The following is a 14588-nucleotide window of genomic DNA, read 5'->3' on the forward strand; positions in this document are numbered from 1 at the left end:
GATTTTATGCGTAATTTTTGATTATTAATGAAAAATATGTTTAAACTGCTTTTTAGGTCAAGAACCCTAATGATTCAGTTGTCAATCTTAATGATTATCTCTACTATTGTGATCACCACAACTACAATAACTATTCAGCGTTTAAATAAATCTCAAGCGGATTTAAAAAAATCATCTATTGCAAGTGAATCTTATTTAGAGCCGTTAAATCACGATCAACTTGTTTTTGAACCTATTCCACTGGCATCAAATCGCATTCAATATGATACAAATGAAGTTGTTAAACTGCAAGTTTTTAACCAAGCAAAACTTTCAAACAACTATTTTAACCTTGCCGATCAAAATGCTTTTAAACAATTATATTGACCCCACACAATTGACCAAAAGGTTGCAAATTTAGATGGAAATATCGACTGAAACTATTTAAACACTCATTCCTTATCAACTGTTTTTTGATTAAATAATAACCAGAGTCAAAATGATGATGATGCGAATAGCTATCATGATTTAGTCTTTGATAATATTAATCAAAAAACCAAGCTCGTAGGAATTCAAAAACTAGATTCTGGGCGAATTCTTTTCAAAACTCCGAGTTTAAAAACAGGTTTATTGAAGTACGAACCATATTTAAAATTAAATATGGGTGTTGCACAAACTAATGCTAATTTTTTAACTTTTTATCAATTTGATAAAAGTCTTCCATTCGGTTTAAAAAATTTTATTCAAAATCCTATGGTGATTAAAAATATTGATATTAATGAACAAAAAATTATTCAATCACCAAGTTATCGAGAATTTGATTACCGGGTTTTTAATAGCTTTCATGACACATGAACTAAAGTAATTGAATTCTTAGAAAATAATACAATAAGCAGTAATTACGTAGCTGTTCCCTTGCATATTGATCTGAAGCAATCGTCAGATGAATATGTCTTTTTTGCAAATTACTTACGGCACCAAAAACCTGATTTAAACCAGATTAATGAAAATAATATTCTCTATGAATATGAAATTCCAATTGCTGACAGAGAACAAATGTATTACGATTTGTTTAAAAATTATTTATTTATTCCCCAGGAATTAGCAGATGATCCTAAACAATTTAATCGAATCCAGGATATGATTGCAAATGCAAAAAGTTTATTGAACACAAAAATCAAAGAAGAAACTCGTGTTTTTTACGAGTATTCACGACAAAAATTTCTCGCTAATGAACGACAATTAAACTATGTACAAAGTCAATTGTCCCAAAATAAAGAACAATTAAAGCTAAAACCAAATGATCAAAATTTATTACAACAAAAGCGACTATTAGAAGCTCAGATTAATAACTACCGTAACAACAATTTTGTTTATAAATATTTACAGTCAAAAAGTTTTATTCAAACTCTTGATGACTACGAAGTTTTTTATAAAAAACACGAATCTGGAATTTTTAATGATTCAAAATCTGACACAAATTTTATTGTTGTAAACACTAGTCAACCAACTTATAAAAAAGGGCAAGTGGTCAAAGATGAATTACGGATTAACAATATAGTTACTGTTAATCCAAAATTAAAGGATTCTCTAAAATTTAATAAAAAATATGAACGAGTTTACTTTCATAAATCATTACCAACATTTGCAAATTTTGATACTTTATTTTTAAACTACAAAGCTTTTTTGCAATATTTACTCACAACATACAATAATGATTCTAGCCAAGACGCAAGCATTCCGCCTGCGGAACGAGACTATACATCATATATCACACCAGGAATTATTTATAAGTATAATCTATTGGATTTTTTTCGTATTATATATGAAAATGGTGATTGGTTAACATCGAGTGAATATCAACAAGAGGCTGATCATTTTAGTTATGATCTTTATGACCAATTTATTTATCAACCAAATAAAAATTTCACTATTCCTGTTCAGATAAATTCCTTCAATAAACAAGACGAATTAATTGCTGTTTATCGTGAACCAAACACACAACAAGTGTTTAACTTTCCTGCCTACTATTTAAACGAAGATAGCGTTTTTGTAATGACTAATGATCAGTACAGAAACCAAGCAAAAACCCTGCAATTAGAAAATATTATTGTTAAGGGTAGTAAGGACCAAAAAAACCACCTAGCTTTAAGAAAGGCTAAACGTTTTTATGATTTAGATTATGATGTATTTTCTCAGGTTAATGATCTACAAGCGCTAATTAAATGAGCAGAAACATCACCCTTAAAGCTAAAAAATTTGCAAAATGCAATTAATGGTTTCATCCGTTTATTCATTTTTCATAACTTTCAAATTAACGGGGATAGCTATTTAATTGAATCTGTTGTTCAAAAATCTAACGATATTCAATTACCATTCAATATTAATATTTTTGAAAAAACATCTGATCTTGCTTATGTTTCATCCGCTTATTTGCAAGCGCACAATAAGGATTCAAACAATCCTAAAAAACCAGGTGATTTGCAAACATATTTAGAAGCACAAAAAATGGTGTATAAGAAAAATGATAATCAACCACCATTCTACGAAATCAATGGGCTAAAAATTGCGAAAGATTACGATTCATGATTACGCTATGTTGTTCCTGATGAAAATAAAATTGAAATTAATAATCAGTATTTTTATATTTTAGATGGTGTTGATTCGGCTGAATTTTTATTCCCCGCAATTAATGCTGATGATATTCTAATTGATCCATCAAAAAGTGCTGTTTTATATGTGAACCAAGGTGGTTTTGATAAACTAAAAGCATATAATAGTTCTGTTGATATTCTCTCTTACTACACACTTAAATCTGACACCAAACCATTTGAATATTTCAAACGTAGCCAATTATTTGAAAAACTAAAAAAAGATTTTGACGCAAGTCATAAAGCAAAAATATACACCAAAAAGGAAGCAATCAAAACATTCCCTCTTTACGCAAAACGTGTTGGTTTTCTAGATCGTTTAACATATATTGTACTTACAATTGCAATCGTTCTTGTTTCTTTAATTATGATTCTAGGAATGTATTTTGTAGGAACAAGTTTGCGAAACTTGATTAAGAAAAAACAAATTATGTTTGCAACTTTGCTCGCACAAGGTCAGAGTAAATTTAAAATTTGAGCGTCGTTTTTACCTTTTTATGTTTTACCACCTATCATTACAGTTTTAATCGCTTATCCAATTGCCTTCTTTTTGCAGCCGTATATTATGAGTTTATTTAGTCCATACTGATTTATCAGTTTGCCTACAAACTTTGTATCTGTTGGTTGGATCTTTGCGTTATTAGGTGGCTTAGCAGCCATTTTGGCTGTTATTAGTGCAATTGCAATTCTTAAAATTCTAAGTAAACCGGTTGCAGAAACAATGAAAGGTGATCCTGGGTTTAAGTTGAACAAACTAATGATGTCATCACGCAAAATATTATCTAAATTTGGAGCAAGTGCAGTTTTACGATCAACTTATGTTTTATCAAATATTGTACGAATGAGTATTTTAATGATTATTAGTAGCTCATTTACTATTACTGCTACGGTGTTAGCAACAACCAAAAATAATTTCGTTTCATCCGCTATACATACAAATAAACAGCGCTCATATCAGTATGCAGTAGATTTATATTCTCCAACAAACCAAGGAGGTTTATACTATACTTCTCCATACCACCTAATTGGTACTGCAACTAAAAATGCTCCAATGAAACCAATTGTTCAACAAGTTTTATTGGACGCAAAAATAATTAATTACGCATATGAGCCTGTCGATATAATTTACCACGACCAAAACGAAAAGCAGTTTATTATAAAAAGTGTTATTAATCATGATGGTTTTATCCCATTTGATTATTTATCATTACCTGATGGCAATGTTTATAACTTTGAGCAAATTCGACTGCATAAGCGTCCACAAACAAAAATTATTAGTTTTGAACAAATTAACCCAGATTGGCAAGTGATTGACAAAACTAAATTAGGTTATTTTATTTTTGAAAATCATCACCAGTACATTCAAGTTAAAAAACCTAATCAAACACCTAATTTAACCCTTGTTTATCAGCACAATGAAAAAACATTGCAATTAGAACCTGTCAAACAGGATAGTAAGTTTGTTTATTTTGACGTCTCGCCGCTTCAACAAACACTTGGCTTATATGTTTTAAAAGGTTTATACAAGAATGAAGAATTAGTTTATAAACCAGAGTTATTTGCAAATAATTTGTTAACTTTAGACTACCAAAAACACGGTTATTTCTTTTATGACCATAACACACGTTTGCCTTTTATTTATTTCAACCATCTTCCTAGCGATTTAGAAGATCAAAACTTAATTTTATATTTACGTTATAACAATATCACTAGTCAACAATTAACAAGCAAAGTTGTCAATAACCAAGTAATATTTGATTTAAGTCATCTTGAATATTTGAATGAACCCCAATTAAATTCAACTAATACTTATAGAATTCAATATCTCGCAAGTGATGCAAAAGTTATTTATAGTCAGGATAAACAAAATTTAAGTGATAATATCCATTACTATAATAATAGTTTGTACTTATCTAATATCACAGATATTCATAATGTCCAATTTGATTATATGAACACTAATCGAAAAATAAATGTAGAAATTAGTGCAATACCATTATGTAATCCTAACCATAAAAACAATGCAATTTGCACCAAACCATCCGAACCCAAGCAACAACAAATTCTAGGCAATTTCTTGCGTCCTGGGATTGTACAAATCAATTACCAACATTTATTAACCAACCATATTTCCGAAATCAAAAAAATCGCTTACCAAGACCAACAAATTAACTTGTATTTAAATAATCTTGATCAAATTTACAAATATGGTGTAAACACATTACCTTATTCAACAATTGCATATAACAATGCAATGCGGGTAATTAATAGTGTGGATGATAAAAATGGACCAATCACCTTCGGTCCAATTTTATCAAACACCTATTTCCCATCTCCTTCAACCCAACCTGAAATCTTTGAAAATATTGAATTCTTGGATTCAAAAATTATTACTAAAATAGCACTAGATGGTAATATTCAAGTAGATACCGGACAATTCCCAATCCAATTCAACCCGTGAGTTTTTGCAAAAACTTTCTTACCAACCCAAGTTTCTGGAAAAGCGGAAGCAAACTCTCAATCATTACTCGAAGCAGCATTTAGGGAATTTGGTTACAAATTCGATACAAATAAACAAAAAGTAAACCAACTTTTTGATGTACCTGATCTAAATAATCCACAAATTGTTCATAAACAATTTTCCTTATGAACAGTTACTGGTAAACCGCCCTTATCAGAAAATGATCCTGATAATTTCTTTATTAAAAAAGATGGTGTTTGACAATTTAATCTTGCCGATAATATTGGAACAAAAAAAGGTGCTGCCCAATTCCGCCCTGAATTTGTACGTTTAATTACGCAAATTCTAACTAGCAAGAAGCTAAATCATAAACAATATAAAATCGCTTTAAAAACAGTTAATTTTGATTCAAATGAACAAATGCAAACATATACTTATTTAACTGGTCATTTATTAATCAATAAAAAGCCAAGCAAAGCAAAAATTCTGGGAATAAATTATGAGCAAAACCTTGATGAAAAGACAAAACAATTAACTTTCTATGATGATCAACAAAAGGATTTATTAAATTTAATTAAAAATGACGATATTAATCAACAGGCATACCCTCTGCTAATAAATGCGGTTGTTGCGAAAAAGTATCAACTTCGTGTTGGGGATGAAGTTAACTTTGATATCAATAATCATATGCGTCGATTCACCGACCAATTCAATAACCACAAAAAAGATTATCAGACACGTTTTAAAGTGGTTGGGATTGTTGATACACATATGGATGAACAATTTTATATTAATCAAAAAATTGCAAACGAATTAATTGGTTTTAATGCGTATAAAAACCAGAAGGGTTATGAACGAGGTTATGAAATTTCGTCCGAACGATTATTTAATGGTTTTTTCACAAAAGAAACTGAACCATTATTCTTTTATAATATTGCATCTTTTTATTCTCCATCAGGCTTAACACCAGCACTAGGAAATTGACCGATTAATGATATTAATTTTAACGATGAATTTTCAAGCAGTGCAATCTTCTATATGATGTTATTATCATGGGCTAAAATTAACGAAATCATCAGCGATGATCCTAACTATAATCCCGTTGATTTCAGCCAGTTGAACATGAAAAAATTAGCACTCAAGATTCGGGAAATTTTTGGACAGCAAGTTGTTGTTCCTTCATTCGTGGGGGTAGATGCAAATCAAGAAAATACAATTTTAGCAAAAACCATTGACTATACAATCTTTAATATTTTCTTAATTGTAATGTTGTCTTTACTTCCAACACTATTTATCATCATCATTGTAATTGCTTCTACATTAGCAAATGAATCCCAAAAATCGATTGCAATGATGAAAGTCTTGGGAACAAACAATTTTAGAAACGTGCATAACTTTATGTTTGTATATCCAATTGTTTGAATAATTAACATCATCTTCTCAATTCCTTTAGCTTTTGGTGTAATTGAATTATATAAACTAGCAATCTTTAATGCCTTTAATATTATTATTAGTCCTATCATTCCATGATGAATCTTTATTCTCACTTTCGGTTTAGTAGGTATGATTTTAATCGGTGCATGGTTACTAACATACTACAAAACAAAAAATCTCAACCTTGCATTAGCATTAGCAGAAAATAAAGAATAGAAAGTATAAACTTAATACTATAATGAGTTGTTCCTTGTCTATAAAATTTCCAATTAAAACCTTTAATTAAAAAATAATTAATAAATGAAGCAAAAAATATTAAAAAAAGGGGGGGACATGAAAAAGTATACAAAAATATTATTTAGTAATCTTAGCCTGATTGCGACAAGCATTGCAATCACAAGTTTAGCTACTACCTGTTTTAATGTTAATAAACCAACTACAAAAAAACCCGAACAAATTGATTGAGATTTTTTTAATAGCAATGTTGTTGTTCAATACAAAAATCAAACAAATACTTCTTTTAAAGAAGTTCCTAATAGCTTAACTGGCGAACTTTTTGAATTTATAACAAATAACAACAATATTACAGTGCTTTTTGTAAGTGCATTTAAACAAAATAAAGCAATTAACGTTACATATAAACTAAAAAGCAATAATCAAGTTTCATGACTATTCAATCAAACAATTGATTCCCGTTACTTTAAACAATTAAAAACTAATAACAAATCAAAGACATCGGATATACCAATACCAAATGATAGTAGCATTATAGAGGAAGATAAAAAAAGAAAACTACTAAAAGAAATTGAAAAAATTGAACGACCATCTATTGTTGAAAAATCAAAATTTTACCCCTATCTTTGGGTCGATAATATTTGAAGAATTAAAGGTTATAAAAACTACATACACATTAGTTGACGAGCACGAGATGAGGCGGTCATTGAAAATAAAATTGTTTTATACAAAAACGCGCAAGATGAGTATAAAAATAAGCGTGCAAAATTATTTATTCGTTTGGATGATGGAAAAACATATACCTTCTTAATTCCGATTATTTGGGATGGTCAATCTGAAGTCGCTCTAGAAAAGCGATTCCAAAATAAAGATCTGGCAATTATTGGAATTCAAACAATTGATGGAGAAAAAATCGAAATCAAGCAAGAAAATAATCAGGTGTACTTGCCTTTCTAGTTAATAAATATACGTAATTTCACCATAAAAATATATTTAGTAAATTTTATATTTTGCTAAATAATAAATTTTTATATACAATAAAAAAATAATGTTTAAATAAATATAAACTCTTTAGAAAATTTAGAAGTAAAAAATAAAATAATATAAGCTACTAATAAATTCAACTTTTTATTTATTGGTAATCAAAAAAATTATTTTTTAAAACAAATATATGAAAAAATTTAAAAAATCTCTACTCTTCTTATCTGTTGTTCTCTTCACTTCTTTACCTGTTGTCGCTTGTACGGTTAAATATAATGATCCAAATGCCAAGGACAATAAAGATCAAAAAACAGATAAATCTGAATTACAACCAAATAATCAGCTAATAGAACGGAAATTGTTTATTGAAAAACTAAACAATTTGAACTTGAACAAAGAAATTAAAAATGAGATTATTAATAATACACCGATTCCATTTGTGAATACCAACCAAGCCGATATTTTGCTTATTATAAATAAATTTTTAACAATCGAAGCTTTTGTACCAATGAGCTTCAAGTTTAAATATGTAAAAGGTGAAAATTTAAAAGAAAAAATTACTAACCAAATCCATTTAATATCAAACAAAATCAAAACACCATTGTTATTTAATCAACCCTTAGTAATCAACGATTTGATTAACGAAGCTGATTCCTTAATTAACAAATATAATAATCTCTTAAAAAGTAAGAATCAACAATTTGTTTTTCTTCTTGATTCCTTGAATCAAATCAGTTCAAACGATATTTTAATCAAGCAAATTGGTTTATTTTTAATCCAACAACATCTGAATAATTATGATGAGGTAGACATTGGTTTATTTACAGATTTAATTCACTTTAAAAACAATTTTAGTTATTTAAAAACATTATTAAGCACGTATGAAAATCTTAATGATTTAAATTTACAACCTATAAGAGATTATGTTCATAATCTAGAAAACATCAACTCAGTCCCTGAATTAGATCTAATAAAGTTAATTGAAACGTCCAAAAGTTTAATCAACAAAACTAAAGGTTTTTTTATAAATAACCAGAATTTAGTTGTCATTAATAGTGAATTAAAAAATAAAACAACTCAGCGAATTCTAGAATTTTTTTCCGATGATATTACAAATAAAACTAAATGGCTTACTATGGTTGAAGTATCTATTTTAGATAATGATTTAATAAACATTAACAATCAGCTTGATCGCTTAACTTCAGATTTTATTCACCGTCAAACAACACTTAAAAATACCTTATTAAACACTCCTTTTACAACAAATATTAAAAACTTAATTAATACTTATATTTACCAGTTCAATACCTTTAAACAGCTTCAAAAATTCGAAAATAGCTTTAATAATTTTAATAACGCATTAAAAATATTTATCGAAAAAATAACTAAGTTTCGTGGAGATATTGAAAACAATAATGTTAGTTCAATCAACGTTTATAATTTTTATAAATTTCTTTCCCGCATCCGCAATATTTTCACTAACAATAAAATCGTTCATCTACCTTCATTAGATTTTAATCATATCCACAAACTAATAGTTTCTATGAGCAAAGAATTGAACATTATAATGTCTAGTCAAAAACAAAGTGATTTAACTCTCAGGGAGCTGCTATTAAAAGAAACGGAAAATTTATACCATTTGGACTACGGAATTAATGGTCAAAAATTTAATTTTGATGAATACGCAACTCCCGCAAGTTTTAATTTAACTAATGCAAATATTTTCTTTGACAACTATGATACTGATATCTTTGATTTCAGTATTACTGATTTAGAATGAGATTTAGCAAACCCCCAAGTGTTAATTGCAACCATTACTGTTGCGATCAAAGGGGTGGATAATATTCAAGTATCATTTAAAAAAACAAAAACTTTTAGTAAAACGGTTGATCTCGATATAATTCGTAAACAAGAATATCAGTATTTAGATGATTTGTTTCATATAGATTACGCAAGAATTAAGAGTAGTCAATTTGATTGATTTGATCAGCGTGAACATTACGAAGATTTTTTTACGCCTTTATACACCGGAATCAAACAATATTTTAATTATCAAATCAATCATGTTGAATTTGTAAATAATCACCTTTATGTTCATGTTGGCGTTTACTGAAATAAGCAATTAATCAAAAGTTTTGTTTTACAACCTAAAAATAAAATTTATTTTAATACCGAATTGCCAAATGATGTTTTTTTAGATAAGTTACACCAAATCGCAATCGAAAAAATTGTTTTAAACACAACTAAAAACCGTGTGGTGCAATCTCAGTTATTTTATCAAAATTTAAAATTAAAAAACCCTAACCAAGCTTTAACCCATTCTGATTTCACAATCAACCAGGCGCAAAAGGCGATTAATGAAGTTTATGATTTGCCCAAATTCGGTAATTATCAAGTGATTGTTAAAGAGATCATTCAACACTCATTAACTTCCAAAAGTGTTAAATTAGTTCTATGATACACATATAAAGGTGTTGAAGTTCCAAATTATGATCCGAATAAACAACGAGCCAATTTTATTTGAATGCATAACTTCAAAAGTTTCAATTGATTTGATATTAAACCAAAAAATAAACATTTCACACAAGCGGATTTTAATAGTGAATATCAACAACCTAATCCAGATGAAATTATTAATTTTAATAAAATAAATGCAACTAATTTTGATTGACGTTACACTGAGGCGATTTTATTAAATAGAGCAAAGAACCGTTATGTTGGTTACCGTTCATTAAACCCGCAAAAACTAATTAACCAAGAAGCTTTTATTAATATTAATTATTTTTTAAACTTAGTAGAATCACGAAAACCAGAAACAGTTACTGACCCTGCAACCATTTACATGCCGTTAAGCAATAACACTCTAGCCCCATTAAATACTCCTATTAATAATGCCAATCCGCAAATTATTAACGATAATTACTATCTGTTTTTTTATGATGTCCGATTAGTTAACCGTTATAGTATGTCTTTTAAGCTTGGATATATTAACAAAAATAACCATAACATTCGTTACACAAACAACAAAGATATTACGCTTGTTAACTTAGTTAATGATTATGAACAGGCGTTATATCCGGAAATAATGCTTAATAATATCACCTATGATGATTTAATCTTTGATGACCAACTAATTCATAATGATCTTAATTACTATACAACTTATGAAAGGTATAATGATTTAAAAAAAGCTATTCGCATTCGTGCAAATGATCAGGATCAAATCGTATATCAAAATTTTTCATTACCGCGTAATTATTTCGAAATTAATGCTTTTAGGGTAGTGAATAACAAACTTTACTTTAATTTAAAAGTAACTGGATATAATACACGATTAAATAAAACAACTAGTATTGTGGGTAAAAACTGGTATGAAGTTCCTAAAATTCGATTAGCAAATCATAATCCCAAAGAAGAATGAAATACTGATCAACAAAATTTATTGACTATTTATCAGGCTAACCACTCTGTTTATCGTCAACGAATAATTGAACCTTATTGACGAGATTTAAAATGAACAAAAAATAATGAAACTAACAGCGCACAATGATTACTTCCTCTTAAATATCTAGAACAAACATTATTACAGCCTAATCTAAAAAATCCACGGATAAATATAAGTTTTGAAGCAAATTCATTAATTATGGATGATCTAAAAAATAATCGTTTTTTTGATGAACAGTATCAATTAAAAGTTAGCATTAATTGAAACGAATTAATCCAAAAACAAATTTTATTTCAAACATATAATTTGCCCACAGATACTACTGTTACTTATCAGATATTATTAATCATGAAATATGATCCACATATAGGAATCACATTTACTTTTTTTCCAACTAATCCAAAATATAAAATATTAGTTGACAACCCGCATAAATTTATTAACGAAAATAATAACTCTCTTTTTGATGAAAACAAAGCATTTTTAATTACAGATTATGCGGCAAAGATTAGCATATCTTATACGAACTACTTGCAAAACGAAAACTTCGGATACGAATCAAATCGATTTGATTATAATGATGTTTATTTTTCAAAAATTAACCAACCAACATTATTTGCTAATGATGAATCATTTTATACTAATAAAGGTATATATAACCCAAACCAAAATGTATACTGAAAATTACACGATGGATTCAAACTAGATGTGGATACTTTACGTTTGGATAAGTATATAAAATTTAATCAAGCACATAATGAATATATTCGTGCGTTATTAAACGTTCGAGATTATGGAGACCAAATTGTGTACGGATCAGCAACAATTCTTGCAAGAGTCAGTACGAATCCTAATGATAAACGTTTTTATGTTATAACCAACCGGCACGTTGAGGGGGATGGTTTAGATAATTACGCAAGTGTTGCACACAAAAATTTCTTACGTGAATTTACAAATCGACTGTATTCGACAATAGACAAATATTTAAAAAATGATTTAATTGATGGCAATACACAAGGTTTTTGACCAGCTAATACCTATAACGGTGTAAACATTAAAGTTATTTATTCAGGTTTTGAACAAAATAATAATTCTGATACCTACATATCGAATCCAGATATTACAGTATTCGTTGTTGATTTAAATCCATTTTATCAAGATGCTTTGTTGCACGGATATACTGATATTATTTATAAAATTGATCAGTTATCCAATAAGGATATGCAACTAGATATTAGTGGCAATGATGCAATCATTAATGTCCCCCATTTGCGCGAGGCAACAGTTTTGGGTTTTCCTGGTAAAAAACAAACTGGTTTAATACTAAATCGTGTACCCACTGATAACAAAAATATTTATATTAATACTCATAATCATTATCCAACTGTTTTTGCGGCTCCCGGAATGTCTGGTACTGGTTTCATTCTTGATAATAATACTTATTTTGGATTAATTAAATCTCAATGAACAACTGGCACTAAGACATGAGGATTACATTATGCTGGATATTTATATAATCACTTTGGAGTTAATTTTAATCACCAAAACCCTTTAACACTAGTTAATGATAAGTCATTAGGCGCTCAAATTTTACGAGCAAACTTATTAGACCCAATTAACTACCGACTACCTTGATTTTTTAAAAAAATAGAACAAAATCAGCAGTAATATCTATCTAAAATTAGACAACTAATATTTTTAAATTTTACAAACAGGTTAATCTGTTTGTTTTTATGAATAAAAATAAAAAATTTATCAATTAATAATTATGATTGAATAAAAAACATAAATTTAATTGAAATATAGACCATGATGCCATATTTTAAAAAACATCTCCATTTTATTCTATATATAAAACAAAAACTAGACTTGTATCAGAATCTTATATAATTAAGTTTCAAAAATACATCAAAAACTTAGCACATCATAAATTAAGTAATACACAAAAGTATGTATAAATTAATTTAAATTCTACAACAAATAGAATTTATCAACCTAAAACAGGCGTGTACAGATAAACCATATGCCATTTCAAAAAAGATATTTCAATTATTTATGTATATTTTATACATTATACATTCTCTATAAAACTAAGTGTGAGACAAGGCAGTAATTTAACCAAAGTGCAATGTTTGTATGGTGATACAACTTTTGGATATAAAGTTCTTTTTTAATCATTAATTTGTTAAACTACGATTTTTACCAAAACCTAGCTGTCATAAGTCTTGGATGAAACAACAAACAAAAGCGACTATTTTGAAAATCACAACGGATGATAAATGGTAAGTATTTATAAAAAAACACCACTGAAAAGTGGTGTTTTTGTGTCTAAAAATTTAAAAATCCAAGCTAAAATGCCGTTTTTAAATAAATATCTTCCTTAAATTAGGAATAATAATGTTAAAAATAAAAAGTGTTGGGTAAATATGAATTTTAATTGTTAAAAAATATTAAAAATTGTTATTGTAGTGGATAATACTCTTTAACAATAACCTTCTTAATCTTAGTTACAACTTGAATTGCATATGACTTTTCCCGTGTATAAACAGTAAAAACATTTGGTCCAGGTCGATAAACAATTTGGTTAAGGTTCAACCCATAGTGTTTAATCAAATAACTTGTAATTTTATTTAAATAGAAATCATCCAAATTGGCATGTAAAATACAAATTTTTTCGATATTATCCTGATCTAATTGATTTGCATAAACTTGATCAATTAAATCAACCATTTTAATATACGCTTCATCATATTTACGTGCCAATCCACCGTAATGATTCTTATATTCCTGTTTTATAATCGGAGAAATATGTGTCATCTTTAGAAAAACACCTTTTATTTTAGAAATTCTTCCCGATTTAACTAGACTCTTGATATCTTTGCATACAAACATACTTGATGTTTTAAGTGCGAACTGATTAATTAATTGTCGAATTTCTATTTCACTTAAATCTTTTTGACTCAATGTTTTTATTAGCAACTCCGCTAAATATTCAAGGGCATAACCAAAAGTTTGTGAATCCTCGACAATTAGTTGATTCGGATACTCGCGTTCAAGAATTTTCAAATTATTGTATTGTGAACTAAAACCTTTAGAAATGCCAATATAAATAATGCGTTCATACTCCTGAGCAAGTTGAGCAATTGTTTCATGAACCGTCCCTAATAAACTTGTACTTGTCATAAAACTATAATCCTTGTTTAAGTATGCAAAAACTTCGTTATGGGGTAGTGTTGTTGGCTCATCTACAAAAAGTTTTTCATCGCTTCGCATGATTGTTAGCGGAAGAACTCTAATCGCTAATCCGTTTGTTTCATTAGGATTAACTGTTGATGATGAATCAGTTAAAATAATAAATTTTTGTTTCATAGTACCACCTTTTATATAAATTTTATAACAAAAG

Annotated in this window: 4 protein-coding genes; 3 read left to right on the top strand and 1 reads right to left on the bottom strand. The window is 28.2% G+C overall.

The genetic code is table 4. The annotated features are described in order from the left end of the window. Window positions 1-69: 69 nt before the first annotated feature. From OF377_RS02985 to OF377_RS02995, 3 genes are all read left to right on the top strand, one after another. Complete coding sequence (locus tag OF377_RS02985; protein ID WP_263836401.1) at window positions 70-6741, top strand: ABC transporter permease; 6672 nt, start codon at window positions 70-72, stop codon at window positions 6739-6741. Window positions 6742-6858: 117 nt separating this feature from the next. Further along, window positions 6859-7716 (top strand): hypothetical protein, encoded by an 858-nt coding sequence (locus OF377_RS02990; RefSeq protein WP_263836402.1) that lies wholly within the window; start codon window positions 6859-6861, stop codon window positions 7714-7716. A gap of 214 nt (window positions 7717-7930) precedes the next feature. After that, the gene (locus tag OF377_RS02995) at window positions 7931-12853 is read left to right on the top strand and encodes an MGA_1079 family surface serine endopeptidase (RefSeq protein ID WP_263836403.1); all 4923 of its coding nucleotides are present in this window, start codon (window positions 7931-7933) and stop codon (window positions 12851-12853) included. A gap of 792 nt (window positions 12854-13645) precedes the next feature. Here OF377_RS02995 and OF377_RS03000 read toward each other — a convergent pair. After that, entirely contained in the window at window positions 13646-14554 is a 909-nt protein-coding gene (locus OF377_RS03000) for a DegV family protein (protein ID WP_263836404.1), read from the bottom strand. Between the last annotated feature and the right edge of the window lie 34 nt (window positions 14555-14588).

The organism is Ureaplasma sp. ES3154-GEN (genome assembly GCF_025780075.1).
In the GTDB taxonomy this organism is placed as follows: domain Bacteria; phylum Bacillota_I; class Bacilli_A; order Mycoplasmatales; family Mycoplasmoidaceae; genus Ureaplasma.